Consider the following 24,032-nt stretch of genomic DNA (forward strand, 5'->3'; position numbering starts at 1 on the left):
TCGGGTTCCCTCCTCTAGCAGACTTGCATATTAAGAGTGATACAGCTGCACACGACTATGCCGCCCTATAAGGGCGGCTGCCGATTCTGCGGACTAACACAGCAGGTATTGCGCAGAACAAGCATGAATTACGCTTGTTATGAGCTGTTTTGTTACCTATTTCTTCTCTTTATCCTGCTCACCGCTCAGTACCTTTTTGGCTGCGGCCTGCGCCGTTCCAATCACTTGGGCCACCCCGGTGGACGGTGTAATCTCGCCCTTCAGGAATTTCTCAGTCACCTTATCCAGCTGATCCTTGACGCCAAGACCGCCGTAACGTCCGCCGAAGACCCGCTCCACTTTACCTTCATCATTCATCGCATTGGCGATAGAGGCTTCATCCGGCAAAATATTCTCCATCGACAATCTGCGGTTCTCCTGCCAGCTGTCGAACGGCTGCAGATCCTCCCAGATCTTCACGATGGTATCCGCATCCTTGACCCCTTTGGGAATGGCATAGGCTGCTGTCTGTCCCAGCGGATCGTAGTACTTATCGGCCTGCGGGCCTTTTGGAATATAGACATATCCCCATTCATCCTTCATCTTGCCGAGAATACGCCCTTCAATTTCCCAGAGACCGCCCGGATACATAGCGACAGTTCCTTCTCCAAAATACTTAGCCGGGTCTTCCCAGTCATTGCCCTCGTTAGGCTTGAACACCTTATCCTGGGTGTAGAGCTTATGAAGGAAATTAAGCGCTTCCATTGATGCCGGTGAATCAAAGACCGCCTTCTGAGTAGCTTCGTCGTAGATTTTGCCGCCGTTGCTGGCGATCAGCAGCTCCGAGATCACATAATGGGCTCCGGCCAGACCGTACTGGTCCATCTTCCCGTCCCCGTTCTTATCAATCGTCAGCTTCTTCGCCGCATCAAGCATCGTATTCCAGTTCCAGTTATCTTCATCCATCAGCTGCTGAGGGTCCTTCAGGCCCGCTTCCTTGAAAATACGTTTGTTGTAGAACACGCCGCTGTCGTTCGGGCTGTACCAGCTCTCCAAGCCATAGACCTTGTCGCCGCCGAAGCGCATGGAATCAATCACGCTCTGATCGATGAGTGAATCCTTCAGATAATCATCAAGCGGTGTAAGGAAGCCGCCATGCATCAGCCCCCAGATGAAGCCATCCGGCAGCCGGACAATCTCGGCAAACGGATCGCTTGCCATAACGGAAGAGGACAGCTTCTCGGCGGTGGACCAATACTCTGTATTCAGGTATTTAATCTTGACGTTGTATTTCTCTTCCACCGCTTTGATCCGCTCGCGGGCAAGCTCATCTGCCTCTGAATCCCCGACAGGAGTGGCATCCCACCAATGAGAGATGCGGATCTCCCGCCCGTTCAGATTAGCAACCGGCTCCTTCGGCGCTTCCGTTGCCGCTGCTGGCGTTTCACTGGCTGCCGGAGCCTGAGTCGCCTCCGCCGCCGGTGTTGTTGCCGGTGCAGACGCGTTATTCCCTCCGCTGCAACCGGTTACAAGTGTAACTACGGCTGTCAGCAGCATGAACCACGCCGAGCTTTTCTTCTTCAACTGTTTCACTGTTCGCCACGCTCCCCTAATTTCAGTGATGTTAAACTAATCCAAGCCTGTATGCGTCCGTACACCGCTCCTTCCCAATGTCATATTTATATAGTGGCGTATGCCAGCATATAAGCCCTTTAGATAAGCCTGGAAATGATAAAAAGAAACTTGGAAATAAACGAGCTTGGATACGGGCGGTGCCGTTCTCGCGAGAAGGATAAGGATTATTGTACGGCCCTTGCCGTCCCGTTAAGAGCGATACCGCTTCAGTGGGCGCATCAGGAGCAACTGTGAACGGTGCCTCTCCCAAGGGAAGTATCCGGATGACTGGTGGGTTTCGGGTGCGAATTCTTGTACTTTTCAAATTATCAGTAAATTCACAAAACCACATTGCCCCATATGTACCGCCAGAGTAACCGCTTACTCAAATCCAAAAAAATAATGAAATGGGTTTCATGAAATCCATTTCATTATAACTTCTGTTTATCCTCTGGTCAATCCTGCTTTACACATATTTCATGCTTCAATCCAAAACCTTTCCAGAATACAGGCCCCCTCGTGCTGACGCACTCCACATACGCCTGGAAAGTTCTTGACCGCCCCTGGATGAACATGCTTGAAGACGCGCGTGGCAGACTGGTCTGGTAAGCAGCTTCCGGCGAGTGTTGTTGGGAGCTATTGTGTGAGCTATTCTGTGAGATTTCTCGGGCGGCCCGTGCTGTCCCGTACCACCAGCTTGGGCTGGAGCACCGTCCGTTTTTTGGGATTTCTGCCGCTGATCAGCTCATGAAGCATCTCTACAGACAGCTCCCCCAGCTGGTTGGTGTTCTGCGACACCGTGGTCAGCTCCGGAATAACCGCTCTGGACAAGGGCGAATCATCGAACCCGACGATCGATAGATCCTCCGGTATCTTCAGACCATGCTGGGTGGCAGACTTCAACGCCCCGATGGCTGTAAAATCATTCACACACAGTACTGCTGTCGGCCGGTCCTCCTGCTCCAGCATCCGGTCCATCAGTGCCCGCCCGCCTTCGATCGAGAAGTCGTGGAACATGACCCAATCCTTGCGCAGCGTAAGCCCCTGTTCTTTCAGCTTCATCCTCACAGACTTCAGCTTCACTTGGGTTGTGGACGTCTCCTCCATCCCCCCGAGGAACCCGATTCTCCGGTGCCCCAGGTCCAGCAGATGCTGGGTGGCCAGTGCGGCCCCTTCCTCTTCATCGGTATAAATGCGGTGCAGGCCGCTTCGGGGCAGATTGCCGTTGACCAGCACGATCGGCACATGCTTCGACAGCTCCACGACCTCCTGGGACAACGCCGGCGGACAATGATTCATGTTAATTCTGCCGCCCAGGAAAATTATCCCATCCACTCTTTTCTCCCGAAGAATGCTAAGGTACTCCGACTCACGGCTATGCTCCCCCGCCGTATCGCAGAGGAAGAACGTATAATGCTTCTCTCTGGCCACATTCTCGGCTCCCCAGAAGACCTCCGGGAAAAAGGGGTTGGTGATGTCAGGCAAAATCATGGCGATAGTGCCAGTCTCCTTCTTGAGCAGACTGCGGGCAAGCGCGTTCGGCTGAAACTGGTGCTTCTCAATTACAGCCATGATGATCTCCCGGGTGCTCTCCTTGACCGGAGCAGTATTGTTGAGGACACGGGAGACTGTGGCTACGGACACCTGGGCCTCCTTGGCGATATCATATATGGTAATCGTCTTCATCCTTTACCTCCTTGGTCTAGCGTTCGTGGCTTATGACAACTTACATCCGGGGCGGATGGGTGCGGGGGTGGGGATTGGGGTAGAGCGGGAGTTGTGGCAGAGGGCAGAGCGCGGTTAGGGTTGGAGGGACGCGAGGAGATGGGCTGTTATTTAGTGGCCTTTTATTCGTACCAGTTGCTAACTGCTACTCATTTCGCCCAGCCGCCCGCTTTTAGCTAATTCAGGGGTAGTTATGCTCCTCATTTCGCTTAACCGCTCTCTTCCGGCACATTCAAAGGGATTCATCCCTTTAATTTCACCAGGCGGGCCCACTTCCGGCATATTTAATGGGATTTATCCCTCTGATTTCACCGGGCGGCTCACTTTCGGCACATTTAATGGGATTTATCCCTCTGATTTCACCGGGCGGCCCACTTCCGGTACTTTTAATGGGTTTTTGCAGCCTAATTCCGGCGCGGTCAGTGGCGCACATATACTATACTTTCGGCTGTTGAGGTCAGGTAATACATAATTCCAGTTTGTCCACTACCGAAGCCCCTACATTTGCTCATACAGCATACGGAAGCGGTGGTACTCTCTTTAGAAGGACGACAGCCGTTGCAGCGTTGGTGAGAACACGAGAGAAGAGCCCCCGTCTAGCACCAAACATACTAATCTTTACACTGCAATCGGCAGCAGTGGTGCTTGTCCCTTGATGGACTGTATAACTCAGCAGGGATTAGCATCGCGGCAGCAGCTTGGAGCCTACGTCCCTTGCTCATCGAAATAGCTGTTCAGCAGCTTGAGGAACACATTCGGAAAAGCGTAATTCTTCATGTCCTCGCGGCTGATCCAGCGCTGTGCTCCGCTGTCTGCCGCATCGGCTGCGGCATCCCCGCTGTCGAACAGCGCCAGCGGTGCATCTTCCGCTGGCTGTACCCCCAGCGCCGCAGCCAGCAGGCTGTCGCCGCGCTCCGCACGTGCCGCTCCAGCATCCGCCCCCAGCACGCCATCCGCGCCATCCGCGCGCTCCGCTTGCGCCGCCCCGTACACCGCGCGGCTCTCCGCTGCCAGCGGCAGCGCCGCCTCTTCCCTGCAGCGGTACACCTGCAGGGTCCACACAATATGGCTGAATGTATGCTCCGCAGCCATCCAGTGCTCCTCAGGCCGGGCGTGAATCCCGGCCTGGCTCATGGACCGGCGCAGCCGGTCCAGCGCTGCCGCTTCGGGCAGCAGCGCACCGCGCGCGCCGCCAGCCTCAGCAGGCGGCGCAGGCCAGTGCGGCAGCTCCCACATGCGGGCCAAAAGCCCGCTAGCCGGCCGCTGCCGGATCAGTACCCGGCCCGCGTGCTCGCCGCGGCCCTCCACCAGGGCAGCCAGCCGCTCCTCCGGACGCGGCGGCTTCGCCTTGGTCTTGACGGGCAGCGAAGCCTCGCAGCCCGCCAGCCGCGCGGCGCAATGCTCCATCACCGGGCACGGAAGGCAGCGCGGTGATTTCGGCGTGCAGATGAGCGCGCCAAGCTCCATCAGCGCCTGATTGAAGCTGCCCGCCTCCCCTTCGGGGATGAGCTCGGCGGCGAGCTTTTCCATTTTCACACGGGTCGGGCCTTTGGCAATGTCATCCTCAATCCGGAAATACCGGGATAAGACGCGCATCACATTGCCATCCACCGCCGGCTCCGGCCGGTTGAACGCGATGCTCAGAATAGCACCGGCTGTATACGGGCCTACGCCCTTGAGGCCGAATACGGCATCGCGGTCATCCGGTACCTGCCCTCCGTACAGCTCCTTGACCTGCTTCGCGGCATGCTGTAGATTCCGGGCACGTGAGTAATAGCCAAGTCCCTCCCAGCACTTCAGCACCTCTTCCTCCGGTGCATCAGCGAGCGCCTCTACGGTCGGGAACTGCTCAATGAAACGGTTGAAATAAGGAATTACCGTATCTACCCGGGTCTGCTGCAGCATAATCTCTGAGATCCAGATGTAATACGGATTGCGGTGGCGCCGCCACGGCAGATCCCGCTTCTGGAGGTGATACCATTCCAGCAGGAACCGGCTGAAGAATAACTTGGCTTCCTGCTGTATCTCTATGTGCTTCTCATCTGTGGTCATCGTTATTCTCCTTGCCGTTCATATTATATAATTACAGGCGGTAACCGGATGTCCGTTCCACCACCGCGAAGGCCGAGGCCAGCCCGCGGCTATGCGTAATGGTGAGATGAATGACACACTCCTGCTCCGGCAGCCCCAGACGGGACCAGGCCTCCGCCGACAGAATGGCTACTGGCTTGCCCAGTGCATCCGGCAGAATCTCAATGTCCTGAAAACCCACCATCTGACCGATTCCGCAGCCGAGCGCCTTCACAACCGCTTCTTTGGCCGAGAATCTCCCGGCGATGAATTCTGCTGTCTTCGCGCCTTTGCCTGCGGCCAGCTCCAGCTCCTGCCGGGTCAGAATTCTCCGGGAAAAGCGGCTACCCAGGCTGCCCTCCGTAATCCCGGCAACCCTGCCGATCTCCAGCACATCATGCCCGATTCCGTAAATCACACTCCCACACCTCTCCTGGCTTTGCATTCCTTAACCCTCTTATATTACCTTCTATCCTTACCCTGCGTCTAATGATATGATCTTGCTAGGACTCCACAGATCTCATGTAACAGTGAAGCCTGTCAGCTTCTTGACCAAGTATTATTAATAATAGTCTTAGCGTCAGCTTTCTGCTATCTTAAAAGAAAAAAAACTGAAAGTCTATCACGCACAAATCAGGTATATCTGGTAAAGAAGTACAACCGCCAGTTCCAAGATATTAAGGAAAGGAAGAATACCTTATGTCCCGTAATTTTGATTTACCCGCAGGAGAAGATGCGGTGCTTCGCTGTTCCCATTTTCCCGCCCAGGGAGAGGCCCGCAGTGTGATAGTCATCGCTCACGGCTACAAAGGCTTCAAGGATTGGGGGATGTTCCCGTATACGGCGCAGGCGCTCAGCGACCAGCATGAAGTGATCACCTTCAACTTCTCCCATGCCGGCATCGGCGAGGATCTGCAGAATTTCACCGAGCTGGACAAGTTCGCCCGCAACACCTACCAGCGTGAGCTCAAGGATATGGAGATCCTGCTCTCTTATCTGAGCCAGCACCACAGGTTCGGCAGCCTCCCGCTCTTCCTGCTAGGGCATAGCCGCGGCGGGGGCGACTCGCTCCTCTACGCACTGGATCATCCGGCAGAAATCGCCGGGGTCATCTCCTGGAACGGGATCACTAACCTGGATCTGTTCACAGAGCAGCAGAAGAGTGAGATGCGGGAAAAGGGCCGGACCCATGTGCTCAACGGAAGGACCGGACAGCAAATGCCCCTGGATGCCATTATTATAGAGGATCTGGAGCAGCAGGCGGAGCGTTACCAGATTATAGAGCGGATGAAGCAAGCCAGCTTTCCCGTTGCCTTGATTCAAGGCAGTGAGGACGGCGAGCATCTGCGGCGCGGCTCCGAGCAATTGATCCGGCTGCGCCCGGATATTGAATGGGTGCAGATTCCCGGCGGCAATCATACCTTTGGCACCGTTCATCCTTTTGCCGGAACTACCCCCCAGTTAGAACAGGCGATATCCGCTACCAGAGAGTTCATCAACCGAGTGCTGGCGAAGTAGATTCTTACTCTTACCAAAAAACCGCCGGAGCGTCTGCATCAAGCACAGCGCCCCGGCGGCTCCGGCATAACCTGTCTAGATCCCCGGAATACTATCGCGCTTATGCGCCGTTCTCCGGAAGAAGCGCTCCAGCTTCTCAGCCGCTTCAGGGCTGACAGTCTTCCCCTCCAGATAATCGCTGTTCTCCTCATAGGTGATTCCAAGCTCAGTCTCATCCGTCTGGCCCGGCCAGAGTCCGGCTGTCGGCGCTTTGGTCACGATATCCGCCGGCACGCCAAGCGCCGCAGCCAGCTGCCGCACCTGACGTTTGTTCAGAGAGGACAGCGGTGTAATATCGACGGCGCCATCGCCCCACTTCGTATAGAATCCGGTAATGGCCTCTGAAGCATGATCGGTACCCACCACCAGCAGATTGTTCTCAAAAGCAAGCGCATACTGCATCACCATCCGCGTTCTCGCTTTTACATTCCCCTTACCCTGATGGGTAATATGCTTGTGCTGTCCCAGGGCCTTCAGGCTATGCTCGACCTCCAGGGCGATCTCGTTCACCGCTTCTTCGATATTGGTCTCCACCGTATGGGTCAGCTCAAAAGCCCGGGCCACCGCATAGCTGTGCTCAATATCCTCCTGCTCCCCGTAAGGCTGGAACACCCCGAGTGTCATATACTCTTTGCCTTCCTCCGCCGTCAGCTCGTCCGTAGCCCGCTTGCACAGACCCGCAGCCACCGCACTGTCCACACCTCCGCTAATCGCAATCAGCAGACCTCTGGCCCCCGCCTGGAGCGCATAAGCTTTCAGGAAATCTACACGCTTACGTATCTCCGCATCCGTATCAATCACCGGCTTAACTCCCAGCGTAGCAATAATCTCTTCCTGCAGACTCACAGGACCACCCCGTTTCTTAGAATTGTAATCCCTTTCCCTAAACACAAGTAGAAAAAAATCCCGCATGAGCCAAGCCCCCGGCTGACGGCTGGCTGATGCGGGATCATTACTTATTCATGCTGCTGCCCTCAGGCTGCAGGACATTATTACTGGCACACGCGGTCAAAAACTTCCTTCAGCTCCGCAGCAATCTCGGCGGCCGAACGGTCTTCCACACCGTGACGTTCGATGAAGTGAACCAGCTCGCCGTCCTTCATCAGCGCGATGGAAGGGGACGATGGCGGATACGGTGCGAAAAATTCACGCGCCTTGGCGGTAGCTTCCTTCTCCTGACCGGCAAATACGGTGAACAGGTGATCCGGCAGAATCTCGTTCTGCAGCGCCTGGGCTACCCCTGGGCGGCACTGTCCGGCGGCACAGCCGCATACGGAGTTCACAACAACCAGCGAAGTTCCCTTGGCTGCCGGAAGGGCTGCTTCCACATCCTCCGGGGTCAATAGCTCCTGAAATCCGATGCTTGTCAGATCGTCGCGCATAGGTTGGATAGAATCTCTCATATATTGATTAAAAGACATGGACATTTCTCTGCACTCTCCTTCATCACTTGAATTGAGATAAGGTCAGAACCCGGATAACGTTACCGCGTTCCAGCACTACTTGCTAACTTTATTATACATACATACTCTGCGAAAGCAAGAGACGCAGCCTGCCGCTGCAAGCCCCGAAACGGTGCCGTCCCCGTGAAATCCGCTACATATATACAGGGCTCTGGACCGCTCCCTCTCTGGACTCCACCGGAAAAGTAACGATGACCGAGGTCCCGGACCCTACCTCCGATTCCACCCGGATCGTTCCGTTATGCCGCTCCGCAATACTGAGACAGAGCGGCAGGCCAAGACCTGTCCCCTGGCTCTTGGTGGTGAAGAACGGAGTGAACAATTGATTCAGCTGGCTCTGGGGCATGCCTTCTCCGGTATCCGTAATAATCAGCAGCACGGTATCCTCATGCTCACAGGCAGCCAGCGTCAGTACGCCCTTGGCCTCCATCGCCTCCATGGCGTTGCGGGCCAGATTCAGAATCAGCTGCTTGATCTCCCGGACATTCAGCTGCAGCAGCGGCATCGTCGGGCTGATTTTCAGCTCCACACTCTGGCCGCGGAGATTGGCATCCGCCCAGATCAGCGGCGTAAGCTCCTCCAGAATGTGCTGGAGCCCGGCCGGCTCCTTGTCCGATACACGGGTCTGTGCCAGCGACAGAAAGTCATTGATGATGCTGTTGGCCCGGTCCAGCTCCTCCATGACAATATGATAATAGGAGTGGAGATCCTCCGGGCTTTTCTCCCGCATCAACTGCAGGAAGCCCCGAACTACCGCCATCGGGTTGCGGATCTCATGCGTAATGCCCGCAGCCATCTGTCCGACCAGCGACAGGCGCTCGACATTGTCAAGCTCACTGCGCATTTTCTCCTCTTCCGTCAAATCCTGAATAATCATGACGATGCCGCCCGGCAGCCCCGATTCATGCTGGAGCGGCGCGGTAAAAATATGATAGGTCATCGAATCGACCCTGATCTTGGTATTGGAGCGCTGTCTGCTCCGCAGAACCGCCTGTAACCGGTCCAGGGTAGCCTGATCCATGCTTTGGCCGAAGATATCACTAGCCGACCTGGACAAAATAAACTCTCTGGTTAACAGGGGGCAATGACGCTGCATCAGGCTCAGCATATATTCATTCACCTTTGTCACATACCCGTTGTCATCGAACTCCATAATATTCAGCGGAACCACATTAGTAATCTGCTGCAGCTTCTCCGATTCCCACTGGAATTTCTCGGAGATTCCCTGCATTTGGACCCTGACCTGCAGCTTGTCCCACGCCTTATCGATATAGGTGATGAACAAGGCACCCAGAATGAGGGCCGTTAATCCGTATAGTCCGGCGAGAGCCGCTTCGCTAGGAGGTATATCCATGACGTTCCTGCCCTGTATATTCGGTACAATGACTATGAATAACATGCTCGGGAAAAGTGCGCCCCACAGGATGAAGATTTTGCCGGGTATCGCAGATTTCTTGAACATCCCGGACATACCGAAGAGCAGCGGATACAGCAGGACCCCTGTATTCAGGAAGAGATGCTCCAGACCTGAGGGCACCGAGAACAATGCAGTACAGAAGAAGAAATACAGCGCCAGATAGATGCTGGAGCGCAGATTACCATATAAAACTCCTATATATGCTGGGAGAATCGCCAGGTTCAAATAGACCACCCCGAACATCGTAGATGATAGTGCCATGCACAACGTAATGCCCAGCGCGCAGCAAATCATCAGAAAGGTCTGATCATCGGGAAACCTGATGCTCCGGCGTAAGGGATCGCCTCGGTCCAGCCTCCACTGAAAGAGAAACAGAAAAATGCAGGCAGCCGATATTTGCAATAAAATATCCTTTACCGCATAAATAATTGCAATCACTCCTCAAATTGGTTAAAATTCCTTTTCCCCTTAGATTAAAGCATAACCCCGCATTCCTGACAACGATAATCAGGTTTCGACACTCTGGATCTGGCTACACTCCGCCCGGAATGGTATGATGCCGTTAATAGAGTGTCGCAATAAGCAAAAGGAGCAAATGAATGAGTAACTATGATGTAATCGTCATTGGAGGCGGCCCGTCCGGGCTGATGGCCAGCGTAGCCGCAGCCGGACACGGGGCGTCCGTACTTCTGATCGACAAAGGGGCGAAGCTGGGCCGCAAGCTGGGAATCTCGGGCGGCGGGCGCTGCAATGTTACCAATATAAAGGAGACCTCGGAGCTGATCGCCCATATTCCGGGCAACGGCCGTTTTTTATACAGCTCGTTTGATCATTTCAACAACCGGGATATTATAGATTTCTTTGAGGGGCTGGGCATTGCCTTGAAGGAGGAGGATAACGGAAGGATGTTCCCAGTATCGGACAAGGCCGCAAGCGTAGTATCCGCTCTGATAGGCAAAGTGCGGAGCCTTGGTGTGCAGATCATGACGGACAGCCCGGTACGGGAGGTTCTGTACGATGAAGGAGCCGTCCGGGGCATCCGCCTGGAGTCAGGCCAAGCGTTCGGCGCGAAGGCTGTCATCATCGCCACCGGGGGTAAATCTGTGCCGCAGACCGGCTCTACCGGCGACGGATACCCTTGGGCTGCCGCTGCCGGACATACGATCACGGAGCTGTTTCCGACCGAGGTCCCCATTCTCTCCCGGGAGGCGTGGATCAAATCCGGGGAGCTGCAGGGCTTGTCCCTCCGCGATGTTATGCTGAGCGTCTGGAATCAGAGGGGCAAGAAAGTGATCTCTCACAGGGGTGATATGATCTTCACCCATTTCGGCTTATCCGGCCCGATTGCGCTGCGCTGCAGCCAGTTCCTCCGCCAGGTTCAGCAGAAGTCGGGAACCGATACCGTGGAGATGTCCATCGACTTGTTCCCGGACCTGTCCCTTCAGGAGGCGGAGTCTATGCTCCAGAATAAGCTCGATCTGGAGCCGAAGAAGGCTATCCGCAACTCGCTGAAGGGCCTGCTGCCCGAGCGCCTGATCCCGCTGCTGCTGGCGAAGGGCGGGCTGGACGGGGAGATTACAGGCCATCATCTGCCCAAGCTTGGCCTTGGGGCGCTCGCTGCCCTGGTGAAGCGGATGCCCGTTCAGGTTCATGGGACACGTTCGCTGGCGGAAGCCTTTGTGACCGGCGGGGGAGTTGCGCTCAAGGAGATCGACCCCAAGACCATGCAGTCCAAGCTGACCGCAGGCCTCTATTTCTGCGGTGAGATTCTCGATATTCACGGGTATACCGGCGGCTATAATATTACCGCCGCCTTCTCCACCGGCTATACTGCCGGTAAGCATGCGGCGGAGCAGTAAGGCGGATAAGCAGCGCCTATAGTTAGAACAGCCAGAACCGCAAAGAGCCTTCCCCCGAATGTGGAGGAAGGCTCTTTCCCGTTATCTTGCAAACCTTATGACACTGAAGATGCGGCCGATCCAGATTCCGGCGGCAGCCCCGACAGGGATAAAGATCAGCAAGCCCCACCAGCCATAGGCTGGCATGCAGAGCACTGCGGAGCACAGAACGGCGAAGGGCATCAGCAGAATAGGCATCGCCTTGGAACCGGCGTCCGCCTTCTGCACCTTGGTGAACGGCAGAATGCCGATATAATCATCCCCGGAGAACAGATTCCAGAAGGAGGTCAGCCAGTACGCCATCATACTAGTCAAGACAATATACAGCAGCCACTTCAGCACTACCGGTACAATAAAGATTGCTATCAGCGACACCCCGGTGAACTGCAAATACAGCTTGAGGTGGGCCGGATTGCGCAGCAGCGCCTTCATCCCTGCGGCGGCGAAGCGGCTCTCGGGCAGCTTCGAAGCCAGCAGCGGCTGTGACTTGCGGAAGATCCAGGGCTTATAGCGTGTCGGCCGCGGCTTATCCAGCACACGGCGCAGCAGAATCGCTGCAATTCTCATCCGCTGCTTGTAGTCTTCGCGCACATCATTCATGAACGTGCCGCGCAGACGCAGGCGGGCTCTGAAGGCCAGGACGGTCACCACCGCATAAGCGGCTGCCGCCAGGAACAGAAGGGCCGGGCTGTCCTTCCAGAAGAGCGCGAGACGCAGGTAGATCCCGCAGGGTACGGCCACCGCCACGATCAGCCACAGCCGGCGGCGGAAGCCCTGCCGCTGCACCTTGACGATATGACCCAGCAGCTTAACGGCCCAGCTGCAGGTTATTGTCAGCGCCAGCAGGCCATAGGCGCTTGCCGCGCTCAGATCATAGCCGCGGATCAGAAACGGCAGCAGAATGACGTACACCACCGCCATCTTCAGCGCAGTTACCGCTAGGCTATAGACCATCCCGCCCTTGAGGATCGTGCTGATCCAGTTCTGCCGCTGCCGCAGGAACAGCAGATCACCTTCCTGGAGCAGCAGCACGATACCTCCCGTAGCCAGCAGAATGGCCAGCAGCGAAGGCACGACCACAAAGGGTACATGGCTGAACCAGCCCGGAAGATCACCGTTCCAGTAGCCATAATAGAAGCGGCCGCCGAGGAGGCCCCCCGGGATAAGGATATACAGCAGGACTGTCCAGTCTACAGCCGTACGGATAATAGCAGTCTGCTCCCGGAAATGGGAGAACAGTCTTCGTCTTAAGAGATTCCTTGCAGCCGGGAACGCAAATGAATTCCGGCTCATGTTAATTCGTCGAAGCAATCAAACAGCGATCCCTCCGGCAGCCCCGCTTCCCCGCGTATCGCCGCAAGTGTCCCCTCGGCGGCAATTTTGCCTCCGGAGATCAGAATGAAGCTGTCGCAGATTTTCTCCGCTGTATCCAGAACATGCGTGGACATCAGCACCCCTGCGCCGCGTTCCCGTTCCGCCTCCAGCAGGCGCAGGAAATCCTTGGTGGCCCTGGGATCAAGCCCGATGAACGGCTCATCCACTATATAGACATCCGGTTGTACCAGGAAACCGAGCATCAGCATCATCTTCTGCTTCATCCCCTTGGAGAAGCCCGCCGGCAGATCATCCCGCACATGGGTCATGCTGAACTGTATCAGCAGCTGTTCCGCCGTGGACTCGAAGGCTTCATAGCTTAAGCCATAGGCAGCGGCAGCCAGATCAAGATGCTCCCACAGCGTAAGGTCCTCGTAGAATACCGGCTGCTCCGGTACGTAGGCGTAGGACTGGTTCTCGCCGCCCAGCTTCACCCGGGCCTTGGCATGCTTCAGCAGACCAAGCAGTGTCTTGATTGTAGTGCTTTTGCCGGCCCCGTTCGGTCCGATCAGTCCCAGCAGCTCGCCCTTTCTCACCTGGAAGGAGATTCCTGAGATGCGGATATCTCCTGCCTCATAGCCCGCTTCCTCAATCACCACATCAAGTACGGTATCCTCTTCGTCCTCATCATCGTCGTAATACTTGTTGATCAGGTTCTCCTTCTCCTTCGGAGCCTTCTGTTCCTCTGAGCCTTCTGTCTCTTCCATATCTATCTCCATCCCCTGCATCATCATTGAATATAATGCGATCATAGCACCATAGACGAGCCTTTGCTGCAATAATTTTCACCCTTCACCCGTCCCGCGGTCTGTAGCCTTCATTATACGGATAACCAGTGACTGACTTCAAATTTCGTGCAGGCCTACATTTTTTATGCACCTTCAAAAGATTGTTCAATTTTTCATTATTAAAAGTGTGCTTATTGTGACAAATGACATGTTCTTCAATCTTTGTTTGACGTATTGTAAAACTAGATATCAGGAAGCAAGTATTCCAAACCGTGCGGATAACCCCGTACGATTAACAATAGAGGTGGAGAAGCATGATACAATCCTATGAACGCGATACTCAGTTGACCCTGCATTTGTACAGAGTTTTTGCCAAGTCCTTCAAGAGCATTAACGAGCATGCTGTAACCGGCAGCAAGATCGAAGGCTTCAACCCGACCGCCTTCGCAGTCATGGAGGTTCTCTATTACAAAGGATCGCAGCCGATCCAGCAGATCGGTGCCAAGCTGCTGCTTCAGAGCGGCAACGTTACTTATGTGATCGATAAGCTGGAAGAACGCGGCTACCTGCAGCGCAAGCCTTGCCCTAGTGACCGCCGCGTTATTTTTGCCGAGCTGACTACAGAGGGCGAACGTCTGATGAACGAGATGTATCCGAAGTACTCGGAGCGCCTGCATCTGGCCTTCAGCGGACTCAGCGACGAAGAGAAGGAACAGATGATTGTACTGCTGAAGAAGATGGGCCTGCAGGCCGAGAAGCTCTCCCCGCTCCCGCGCAAATAAGGGTAGTTGAGGAATCAGTGGTTGTGAATCTAATCACTAACTCAGTCAGTTATCAGAGTATGGGTTGTTCCAAAAAGCATGAACTGGCTGCTTGGAACAGCCCTTTGTTTTGAGCAGGATTAACGTAAGCACTCGGATGGACGCTGCGTGAACGGACCGATGCTTGGGTCGCTGTGATCGTAAGAATTTTTTTCATTCCCCTTTTGCGGTGAAAATCCGGAGACTAAGGCGAACGCTACCGCTTTTCCACATTCGTTCCGTCCTCTCCGCTGTTTAAGCGGGATACGAACATATAAATTCTTATATTGCTTGTAAGGAGCAGCATCTTGCAGGATTCCTTTATAAATGTTACTGATTGAAGCACAATGTTGCATTATTTACACAAATTTCGTTGTTTAGAGCAAGTTAGCGCTAATTTTGTTGCATTTCCTGCAGGATTTCAGCATAGACCGCTCCTATGGGGCAATATTTTTGCACTTCTTGCAAGATTTCTCTATAATCCACAATAGAAGAAAATCATAATTTCCTAAACAAACACAAAAAAATCGCTCCTTTGGGTAAATGGAAGGTCTCCCATCCATCCCCAAAGGAGCGATTTCTTTGTATGTTCAAGCCCTCACCCGATAAAGCTCATAATTAAGACAATCCGTGCTAAGACTTCAAGCTTAACGCTTCGACGGTGTGCTTGCTTCCTGTATGGAAGGCACCCCTTGGTCAAGACGCACCGAGATCACCAGGGAGATCACAGCGAACACCGCCATTAAGATGAACAGGGAGTGCAGACCGCCCTCCAGCGCACCTTGCAGACTGCTCCAGGCTTCCTTAGGCAGCACGCTTCCGCTATGCGGGTTAAGCAGCTGGTTAATATCTGCTCCCGAGGCGGCGGCTCCAGGCTGTTCCGCCAGCTTCCGGTCAATACTGAAGTTCAGCCACGAGCCGAAGATCGCCACCCCGACGGTCTGCCCGAGTGAGCGGGTGAAGGTGTTCAGTGCAGTAGACGCACCTCGCTGCTCATGCTGCACCGAGGACTGGGCGATAATGGTGAAGACGGTCGAGGCATAGCCGAAGCCCACCCCGCAGCACAGCATCAGTACCAGAAGCAGCAGCTGGGAGGAATCTGCATTCATCAGCGTTAGTCCCACAGCCGCGATAACAATCAGCGACAGGCCCAGCATTCCCGTGCGGCGCGTGCCTGCGCGCAGAATCATCCGCCCGCCCGCAATAGAGCCCAGCATCCAGCCGACCGACATCGGCGCCAGGAGCAGGCCTGAGAGGGCGGCGCTTTTGCCGAATACACCCTGTACCCACAGCGGAACATACGTAGACAGCCCGATAATGAGCGTACTGACCAGCAGATTCGCACCTGTAGAGACTGCAATATTACGGATGGAGAACAGCTCCAGCGGCAGCATTGGCTCGGCGGCCCGGCGCTCCACGAACAGGAACACCACCAGCAGCAGGACAGCCGCGAGGAGAATAGCCAGGAGCAGCGGAGAAGTCCAAGGCAGACTCTGCCCCCCTGTCGTCAGACCAAACAGCAGCGCCCCCATCCCCGCAGCGAATAACAACACTCCGGCTACATCGATCTTCGTCTTGCGGCGGACCTTCTCTTCCTTCAGGTACCGTGAGATGAAGATAATCGACAGCAGGCCGAAGGGCAAATTGAACACGAATACCCAGCGCCAGCTTAAATAATCGACCACATAACCGCCAAGCAGCGGCCCGACCAGCGAAGAAATCCCCCACACCGAGCTAAGCAGCCCCTGCGTCTTCGCCCGTTCCTTCAGGCTGTAGATATCTCCGATAATGGTAAAAGTCATCGGAATCAGCGCCCCGGCACCAATCCCCTGAATGCCCCGGTAAATAATCAGCTGCTGCATACTCTGCGAGACTCCGCATAACAGCGAGCCTGCCAGGAAGACTACAGCGCCGCCTATGAATACGGGCTTCCTCCCGATCAGATCACTCAGCTTGCCAAAAATCGGCGTGGTCACTGCCATCGCCAGCAGATAAGCTGTAAAGATCCAGCTCAGCCACTGCATCCCCTGAAAATCCCCTACGATAGCCGGACCCGCCGGACCCGTTACCGTCCCTTCAATTGCTGCCAGAAATGTAGCCAGCAGTACGCCTGTCAATATTAACTTCCGCTGCTTGTCCCCCAGTGAACTCAATGAATCCATACCTTCTCTCTATGTTCTCTCTCCTGCGCCCGTATCTCCTTGCAGCAGGGAATACATCACTACATCCTGATAGCCGGACGCCGTATGCCGGTATTGCCGCAGCAGCCCTTCCTGCCGGAAGCCAAGTCCCGTAAGCAGCCTCTCTGCGCGAAGGTTGTCCGGGTGGCACAGGGCTTCCATCCGGTTCAGCCCCATACTGTGGAAGCCGAACGCCAGCACCAGCTCCAGCGCTTCCCGCATGTACCCTTGGCGCATGGCTGCCGATGACAGCTCAAAGCCGATCTCTCCCCGGTAGGCGCCTTGAAGCTGCCAGTGGTTATAGCCACAGCTGCCGATGACACAGCCTTCCGGGCCCAGGAGGCTCCAGCGCAGGCTCTCTTCCTCCACGGCCCACTCCGCGAGCAGGGCAATCAGTGCTTCCGCATCCTCCACAGAGGACAGAGGCGGGCCATCCAGCCAGGGCGCTACCGCCGGATGGCTCCAAATCCCGAACAGCGCCTGCGCGTCCGCAGGCAGCATCGCCCGCAGATGCACCCTCCGTCCGCTTAATTCCGGGATAACCCCTCCGCACACATACATGTTCCCGTCCCCTTTCAACCCTACCAGTATACATCTTATTCTGCCCGGGCGGCGCGTTTACCTGTCACTTCCGCTTACCCATCACAAACAGCGTCTGTCCCTATGGCTTGCCGCCACACGGTCAGACGCTGTACCTTATACCTAATGTTATGTTCCATTCCGTGCGGCAGCATTCAGACTTAACCTGACGCACCCGCTGTCTTAACCGGCTTAAGCACCTCGGTGCACAGTACACCAAGCTTGGCCTGAATGGCTTTGAATTCTTCGATTCCCGTTCCCGTGACACTATAAGCGTCGCCATGGGCGGTGAGGAAATTCTCCTGGGTCAGCCGTTCCAGCTCCTGTTTCACTTCGCGCTCCGCCACCCGGTACCCCAGCTTCTCCAGCTCCGGCAGCATTTCCGTTAGTGTCAGATCCTTCTCATGTGCACAATATAGCATATGGATTCCAATAAACAAGTTCTGTACGTCAGCGCGCATGTTTCACTCCTTCTGGCTACTAGCCTGCTGTATTTATAAAAGCATTACCCTGCCCTGAGTTCCCGGAAACATCCGCACTTCAGCAATTCTTTCTTCTTCCTCTTCTTCCACTAAGCGGAAAAACCTGTTAATCCTTGATTGTACTTGACGTATCACGCTTCCCTGTACTATCTTGATAGTTAACAGTTATGGGACTCATACTGACTCAAGGTACAGGAAGGTGATGCTTCATGTTTCAAGCCATGCCTTATGATGGCACTCGCAGCGAACGGTTCGAAGCCGTTCTCAGCCAGCTCGGGGCACTGATGGAGGGTGAACCGAACGCCATTGCCAACTTGGCCAACGCTTCGGCGCTGTTAAAGCTCTCTCTGCCGGACACCAACTGGACCGGTTTCTACTTGTTTGACGGCAAAGAGCTGGTGCTCGGACCCTTCCAGGGGCTTCCGGCCTGCATCCGGATTCCGCTGGGCCGCGGCGTCTGCGGAACCGCAGCCGCTGAACGCCGCACGTTAGTGGTCGGCGATGTCCATGCCTTCCCGGGGCATATTGCCTGCGATGCTGCCTCTAACAGCGAAATAGTTGTTCCGCTGGTCAAAGGGGACACCCTCTATGGCGTACTGGATATCGACAGCCCGCTTAAGCACCGCTTCGACGACGAGGAGCGCCGCTTCCTCGAACGGTTCGCAGCTATGGTATCCGAGGTGCTGTAAGGGTATCCTTCCTCATCAGCAGTAAATAAGGCCTGAACCGCAAAATACCCCCACAAAGTGGAGCTTAGCTTTGATGATGACTCAGGTACTTTGCGGGGACCCCAAAACATATCAATTCTTATGCACCAAAGAAGCCGCCCCACCGCAGGAATGATTCCTGGATGAGGCGGCTTTTGTTGCTCTGATTACACCGCCTGGAGCTGCGGTTATGAAGCTGCAGCCCGTACCTATGGCGTTACAGCCGGACCGGATCGATATGCCAGATCTCGGAGGCGTAGCGGCTAATCGTATTGTCGCTGGAGAATTTGCCGGAATGGCCGATATTGATGATGGACTTCTTCAGCCATTCCTTCTGGTTCCGGTAAGCCAGGTCAATCTTGACATGGGTCTCCACATAGCTGGCGAAATCCTTAAGCACGAAGAATTCGTCATTGTTGTCAATCAGCGACTGGAAGAGCGTATCGAACTCCTGGGCATGGGAACTGAAGGGGCTAGGGACGACTAGCTGATCCAAGACTTCTTTTACCCGGCCGTCGCCATTATAGATATCGCGGGCGTGGTATCCGCCGTACTGGTAATAATCAAGTACCTGCTCTGCCCGGAGGCCGAACAGGAACATATTATTGTCCCCTACCATCTCATGCATCTCCACGTTAGCCCCGTCCATGGTTCCAATCGTCAGCGCACCGTTCATCATGAATTTCATATTTCCGGTACCAGAGGCTTCCTTGCTCGCCGTGGAGATCTGCTCACTAACATCAGCGGCCGGAATAATCTTCTCCGCCAGCGATACCGAATAATTCTCCAGGAAGAAGATACGGATCTTCCCGTTTATGTCCGGATCTTTGTTCACTACATCAGCCACTGTATTGATCAGCTTAATGATCCGCTTGGCCAGATGATAGCTTGGAGCAGCCTTGGCACCGAAGATGAAGGTCCGCGGCACAATATTAATGGATGGATTATCCTTGATCTGATTATACAGATGCATAATATGAAGCACGTTCAGCAGCTGACGCTTATAGGCATGCAGGCGCTTCACCTGTACATCGAAGATCGAGTCGGGATCTACCGCAATCCCGTGCTTTTTCGTGATATATTCAGCCAGATGCAGCTTGTTGCGGCGTTTGATGGCGGCCACCTGCTCCTGGAAGGTGGCATCCTCACTGTATTTGATCAGTCCGATCATCTCCTGGGGCTGATGCATCCAGCGGGTGCCGATCGACTCGCTGATCAGTCCGGCAAGCTCAGGATTGGCATGCTGCAGCCAGCGGCGGTGTGTAATGCCGTTGGTCTTGTTATTGAAGCGGTGCGGATACATCTCATTGAACAGCCGCATCTCACGCTTTTGCAGAATCTCCGTATGCAGCGCCGCTACACCGTTCACACTATGGCTGGCGACAATCGCCAGATGCGCCATCCGTACCTGATCGTCATGGATGATCGCCATCTGATTGATCCGGTCCTGGTCCCCGGGATATTTGCTCATCAGCTCGCCGCAGAAGCGGGCGTTAATCTCCTCAATAATCAGGAAGATGCGCGGAAGCAGCTCTCTGACCATGCCGATCGGCCACTTCTCCAGGGCTTCGCTCAGAATGGTATGGTTGGTATACGACACCATCCGGGTAGTCATGCTCCAGGCCTGATCCCAACCCAGATTATAGACATCCATCAGAATGCGCATCAGCTCAGGGATCACCAGCGTAGGGTGAGTGTCATTGATATGCAGGGCTACCTTGTCAGGCAGGCTGTCAATCGGCAGGCCCGTCTTGGCGAAGGTCCGGATAATACTCTGCAGGCCGGCACTGCACATGAAGTACTGCTGCTTCAGACGAAGCAGCTTGCCTTCGTACTGGGAATCATCGGGATACAGGAATTCAGAGATGGATTCCACCGAACGCTTGTATTCCAGGAACTTGTGATAATCCGTACCGCCCTGAGTACCGAAGACTCTCGATGGCTGGGTGATGGACTCGGCACTCCAGTTCCGCAGGGTGTTGACATGTCTGCGGTCTGCACCGATAACGGGAATATCATACGGAACCGCCCGTACGGCTTCATAATTCTTGTGCTCGAACACAAGCTCATCGTTCTCCCAGCGGGTATCCACATGTCCCCAGAAATGCACCTCGACCTGTTTGTCCTCGCGGCGCACTTCCCACACGTTGTCATTCTGCAGCCAGTAATCCGGGAGCTCCACCTGATAGCCGTCTACAATCTTCTGCTCGAACAAGCCGTATTTATAACGGATGCCGCAGCCGTGTCCTGCATATTGCAGGGAAGCGAGCGAATCCAGGAAGCAGGCGGCCAGACGGCCCAACCCCCCGTTGCCCAGACCGGCATCGGCTTCCACCTCTTCGATATCCTGCAGACAGAACCCCAGATCCGCGAGACCCTCGCGGACAACCTCCAGCACGCCCATATTCAGCAGGTTATTGCCCAGCAGCCTGCCGATCAGGAATTCCATGGAGAAATAATATACCTGCTTATCCTTGTCGATCTTGAACTTCTGATTGGTGTCCGCCCAGTCCTTACCGGCACTCTCCCGGATCATGTTGCCGAGAATATTATAAATGTCGGCGTTCGAAGCTTCTTCCAGCGGCTTGCCTAATTTCCCGATGAGTTTCTCACGGAACACTTGTTTGAAAGTCTCTTTATCGTTGAACAACAGCAGGTTCCTCCTTACACATGCATGTATTGGTTGATAATAGTGCCTATTACAACACTGGATCAGAAGAAATGCCCTGAAGTGGCACATTTCCCCTGATCCAGATATTATATCTTGCTGCTCTTGGCTATGACAAATGGACGCCTGCTGTCTCCAACGAGTATCCGGTCTTTGCTGAGATGCACATCTTTGTCCATGATCACATTCTCAATCACGGCATTCTCTTCAATCACGCATTTCTGCATAATCACAGAATTAATAATTCTCGCACCCTTACGAATCTGTACGCCCCGGAAAATAACGCTGTTCTCCACCGTACCGGCGATTACACAGCCGTTGGCCACCAGCGAGTTGCTGACGGATGCACTATCCAGATAACGGGTAGGCGCCTCGTATTTAATCTTGGTCTGCACCGGATTCTCTTTGAACAGGCCGAAGTAATTCTCCTGCTTCAGCAGCTCCAGGCTGTTCTTATAGTAGCTCTCCAGCGAATTGATAACGGCATGGTAACCCTTATATTCATAGGCGGAGATTTTGAATTTGTGACGGTTCTTCTGAATGGCATCACGGAAAAAATAGCTCTCGCCATGGGCGATGCAATGCTCCACCTGTTCCAGGAACAGCTTCTTTTCCATAATAAAAATATCCAGATATACATTTGGATGATGCTTCTCATGGTGGATATTCGTTACTACGTTGTCTTCATTAAGCTCGACCCGCAGACACGGATCATGCTCCGGCTGAAGCTCGTCGATCTGCTTGTAGACCATCGTTACGTCCGCGCCCTGCTCCAGGTGATACTGATAGAGGTCCTGCAGATCCACCGTGTTAATGTGCTGGCTGCCGGAGAAGACGATGTATTTGGCCGAAGCCCTTCTGAAAAAATCCAGATTGTTATGATAATGCTGCAGGTCTCCCAGGGAGGTATCTGTAGGGTCATTCCAGTCCGGCGGCAGGATGAACAATCCGCCATGCTTGCGGTTCATATCCCACGATTTGCCGTCGCCGAGATGATCCATCAGCGACCGGTATTTGCGGCGGACGAACAGTCCCACGCTCTCCAGCTCCGCACGCATCATGTTGGACAAGACGAAGTCAATCAGCCGGTAACGGCTGGCGAAGGGGACCGCTGCCCCGCAGCGGAAATAGGTCAATTCATTTAAATTATCCAGTTCATGATCAAGATTAATTACGCCCATAAGCTCTTTCATCGGAATCCCCCGTCCTCTTGTGGTTATATGGTTTTGGCTGCTACAGATTTGAGCTTCTTGCTTCGTCTGTCGATCAGGAGGATTTCATCCTCATTCTCCCGGTCGACGCCGATTTCCATATTATCCTCAATGACCGTGTTCTGACTGATGATCGCTTTGTGAATTCTCACGTTCTTGCCGATCTTCACCTTGGGCATAATGACAGAATCGGTAATGACACTGCCTTCGCCCACTTCTACCCCGTAGAAGAGGACGGAGTGCTTCACCTCACCATGCACGATGCAGCCCTCATTAATGATGCAGCTCGACACCTTGGCTCCCGGTGCCACATATTGTGCAGGCTGATTCGGATTACGGGTGAAGATTCTCCAGCCGGTATCATTCAGGTTCAGGGGAGGCGTATCGCTCAGAAGATCCATATTCGCTTCCCACAGGCTGTCGACTGTACCCACATCTCTCCAGTAGCCTTCGAATGGATAAGCATAGAGGGACTGTCCCTCATCCAGCATCATCGGAATAATGTCCTTACCGAAGTCATGGGATGATCCGGCGTTCTCCCCGTCCTCAAGCAAATGCTTGCGCAGAACATCCCATTTGAAAATATATACACCCATCGAAGCAAGTGTGCTCTTTGGCTGGGCTGGCTTCTCTTCGAACTCGTAAATCTTCAGATCATCTTCCGTATTCAGTATGCCGAAGCGGCTCGCTTCCTCCAATGGAACGTCAATAACCGAGATGGTGCAGTCGGCGTTCTTGGATTTGTGATACTGCAGCATGGCATGATAATCCATCTTGTAAATATGGTCTCCCGACAGAATTAACACATGCTCCGGATCGAATTGATCCACGAACTTAAGATTGCGGTAAATGGCATCCGCCGTTCCCCGGTACCAGCTGCTTCCATTCTCCCGTTCATGCGGTGGCAATACAAATACGCCGCCATCCTTGCGGTTCAAATCCCAGTCGCTGCCGACTCCGATATACGAATGCAGCACCAGCGGTTCATATTGTGTCAGCACACCCACGGTATCGATGCCCGAATTCGAGCAGTTACTTAGAGGAAAATCGATGATCCGGTAGGTTCCTCCGAAATAAACAGCCGGTTTGGCAATCGATTTGGTCAAACTTTTTAATCTTTTCCCTTGGCCTCCCGCCAATAGCATGGCTACCATCTCTTTTTTCTTCATGGAAGAGCCTCCTTGACTTATGGGTAATGGAACATGTAATAAATTAGGTTGAATGAGTGATGCTGTGAAGTGTAGACCTAAGTAAATACCCTAAAAAGAAGTGTTGTGAAAAGATGTAGCCCAAAAGAAATGCCTAGACAGGATGAATACGGGTTATACGGGGAGGATAACAGCTGATCGGGACATATTACCGGTTAAGCCGGATCAAAAGCAAAACCAGGTTGTATCCTTTATTCTAATAGTGTTCTATACCCGCCGTCAAAACCCTTTATTGCCCGCCTTAAACTGATTAATTTCTAACTGTATTTCATAATTCATAGCGCGATAAATGACTATAATTAGATTAACCATTATGATTAACCGCAATCAGCGCGAATGAATCGAAGGTTTGGCTCCAAAGACCTATTTTCA

19 protein-coding genes are annotated in these 24,032 nt (G+C 54.1%); 4 read left to right on the forward strand and 15 right to left on the reverse strand.

Annotated features, from left to right (window positions below; all coding sequences use genetic code 11):
* Window positions 1–156: 156 nt before the first annotated feature.
* The 4 genes from MKX42_RS31370 to acpS all read right to left on the reverse strand — a co-directional run bounded on the left by MKX42_RS31370 (window position 157) and on the right by acpS (window position 5,806).
* Window positions 157–1,572, reverse strand: coding sequence for an extracellular solute-binding protein (locus tag MKX42_RS31370; RefSeq protein WP_340757311.1), 1,416 nt, complete (start codon window positions 1,570–1,572; stop codon window positions 157–159).
* A 669-nt stretch (window positions 1,573–2,241) separates the two neighbouring features.
* On the reverse strand, window positions 2,242–3,279 hold the full coding sequence (locus tag MKX42_RS31375; RefSeq protein WP_340757313.1) for a LacI family DNA-binding transcriptional regulator: 1,038 nt from the start codon (window positions 3,277–3,279) through the stop codon (window positions 2,242–2,244).
* 744 nt (window positions 3,280–4,023) lie between these two features.
* On the reverse strand, window positions 4,024–5,370 hold the full coding sequence (gene mutY / locus MKX42_RS31380; RefSeq protein WP_340757315.1) for an A/G-specific adenine glycosylase: 1,347 nt from the start codon (window positions 5,368–5,370) through the stop codon (window positions 4,024–4,026).
* Window positions 5,371–5,401: 31 nt separating this feature from the next.
* Window positions 5,402–5,806, reverse strand: a complete 405-nt coding sequence (gene acpS / locus MKX42_RS31385; protein ID WP_340757317.1) for a holo-ACP synthase — start codon at window positions 5,804–5,806, stop codon at window positions 5,402–5,404.
* Between the two features lie 281 nt (window positions 5,807–6,087).
* On the opposite strand from acpS, the gene MKX42_RS31390 reads away from it, so the two are divergent.
* Entirely contained in the window at window positions 6,088–6,906 is an 819-nt protein-coding gene (locus MKX42_RS31390; protein WP_340757319.1) for an alpha/beta hydrolase family protein, read from the forward strand.
* 75 nt (window positions 6,907–6,981) lie between these two features.
* On the opposite strand, the gene nadE is transcribed toward MKX42_RS31390, so the two are convergent.
* From nadE to MKX42_RS31405, 3 genes are all read right to left on the reverse strand, one after another.
* On the reverse strand, window positions 6,982–7,791 hold the full coding sequence (gene nadE / locus MKX42_RS31395) for an ammonia-dependent NAD(+) synthetase (RefSeq protein ID WP_340757321.1): 810 nt from the start codon (window positions 7,789–7,791) through the stop codon (window positions 6,982–6,984).
* Window positions 7,792–7,937: 146 nt separating this feature from the next.
* Window positions 7,938–8,372 (reverse strand): BrxA/BrxB family bacilliredoxin, encoded by a 435-nt coding sequence (locus MKX42_RS31400; RefSeq protein ID WP_036722287.1) that lies wholly within the window; start codon window positions 8,370–8,372, stop codon window positions 7,938–7,940.
* Between the two features lie 169 nt (window positions 8,373–8,541).
* Window positions 8,542–10,086: an ATP-binding protein gene (locus MKX42_RS31405; RefSeq protein ID WP_340757323.1), complete on the reverse strand. Its 1,545-nt coding sequence runs from the start codon at window positions 10,084–10,086 to the stop codon at window positions 8,542–8,544.
* 338 nt (window positions 10,087–10,424) lie between these two features.
* On the opposite strand from MKX42_RS31405, the gene MKX42_RS31410 reads away from it, so the two are divergent.
* Window positions 10,425–11,684, forward strand: a complete 1,260-nt coding sequence (locus MKX42_RS31410; RefSeq protein WP_340757324.1) for a BaiN/RdsA family NAD(P)/FAD-dependent oxidoreductase — start codon at window positions 10,425–10,427, stop codon at window positions 11,682–11,684.
* An 81-nt stretch (window positions 11,685–11,765) separates the two neighbouring features.
* Here MKX42_RS31410 and MKX42_RS31415 read toward each other — a convergent pair whose 3' ends face one another.
* Both MKX42_RS31415 and MKX42_RS31420 read right to left on the reverse strand, forming a co-directional pair.
* The gene (locus MKX42_RS31415; protein WP_340757326.1) at window positions 11,766–13,034 is read right to left on the reverse strand and encodes an ABC transporter permease; all 1,269 of its coding nucleotides are present in this window, start codon (window positions 13,032–13,034) and stop codon (window positions 11,766–11,768) included.
* Window positions 13,013–13,804: an ABC transporter ATP-binding protein gene (locus MKX42_RS31420; RefSeq protein WP_340757328.1), complete on the reverse strand. Its 792-nt coding sequence runs from the start codon at window positions 13,802–13,804 to the stop codon at window positions 13,013–13,015. The genes MKX42_RS31415 and MKX42_RS31420 overlap by 22 nt, the downstream gene beginning before the upstream one ends.
* 335 nt (window positions 13,805–14,139) lie before the next feature.
* On the opposite strand from MKX42_RS31420, the gene MKX42_RS31425 reads away from it, so the two are divergent.
* Window positions 14,140–14,607, forward strand: a complete 468-nt coding sequence (locus MKX42_RS31425) for a MarR family winged helix-turn-helix transcriptional regulator (RefSeq protein ID WP_340757330.1) — start codon at window positions 14,140–14,142, stop codon at window positions 14,605–14,607.
* A 665-nt stretch (window positions 14,608–15,272) separates the two neighbouring features.
* Here the strand turns inward: MKX42_RS31425 and MKX42_RS31430 are convergent.
* The 3 genes from MKX42_RS31430 to MKX42_RS31440 all read right to left on the reverse strand — a co-directional run bounded on the left by MKX42_RS31430 (window position 15,273) and on the right by MKX42_RS31440 (window position 17,845).
* Window positions 15,273–16,787, reverse strand: coding sequence for an MDR family MFS transporter (locus tag MKX42_RS31430; protein ID WP_340757331.1), 1,515 nt, complete (start codon window positions 16,785–16,787; stop codon window positions 15,273–15,275).
* A 9-nt stretch (window positions 16,788–16,796) separates the two neighbouring features.
* On the reverse strand, window positions 16,797–17,366 hold the full coding sequence (locus MKX42_RS31435; protein WP_340757333.1) for a GNAT family N-acetyltransferase: 570 nt from the start codon (window positions 17,364–17,366) through the stop codon (window positions 16,797–16,799).
* Between the two features lie 179 nt (window positions 17,367–17,545).
* Complete coding sequence (locus MKX42_RS31440) at window positions 17,546–17,845, reverse strand: hypothetical protein (RefSeq protein ID WP_340757335.1); 300 nt, start codon at window positions 17,843–17,845, stop codon at window positions 17,546–17,548.
* Between the two features lie 230 nt (window positions 17,846–18,075).
* On the opposite strand from MKX42_RS31440, the gene MKX42_RS31445 reads away from it, so the two are divergent.
* Window positions 18,076–18,555, forward strand: a complete 480-nt coding sequence (locus tag MKX42_RS31445) for a GAF domain-containing protein (RefSeq protein ID WP_036700153.1) — start codon at window positions 18,076–18,078, stop codon at window positions 18,553–18,555.
* Between the two features lie 235 nt (window positions 18,556–18,790).
* Here MKX42_RS31445 and MKX42_RS31450 read toward each other — a convergent pair whose 3' ends face one another.
* The 3 genes from MKX42_RS31450 to MKX42_RS31460 form a co-directional block, all read right to left on the reverse strand.
* On the reverse strand, window positions 18,791–21,223 hold the full coding sequence (locus MKX42_RS31450; RefSeq protein ID WP_340757337.1) for a glycogen/starch/alpha-glucan phosphorylase: 2,433 nt from the start codon (window positions 21,221–21,223) through the stop codon (window positions 18,791–18,793).
* A gap of 107 nt (window positions 21,224–21,330) precedes the next feature.
* Window positions 21,331–22,434, reverse strand: a complete 1,104-nt coding sequence (gene glgD, locus MKX42_RS31455; RefSeq protein ID WP_340757339.1) for a glucose-1-phosphate adenylyltransferase subunit GlgD — start codon at window positions 22,432–22,434, stop codon at window positions 21,331–21,333.
* A 23-nt stretch (window positions 22,435–22,457) separates the two neighbouring features.
* On the reverse strand, window positions 22,458–23,621 hold the full coding sequence (locus MKX42_RS31460) for a glucose-1-phosphate adenylyltransferase (RefSeq protein WP_340757341.1): 1,164 nt from the start codon (window positions 23,619–23,621) through the stop codon (window positions 22,458–22,460).
* Between the last annotated feature and the right edge of the window lie 411 nt (window positions 23,622–24,032).

Source organism: Paenibacillus sp. FSL R7-0204, assembly GCF_038002225.1.
In the GTDB taxonomy this organism is placed as follows: Bacteria; Bacillota; Bacilli; order Paenibacillales; family Paenibacillaceae; genus Paenibacillus_AQ.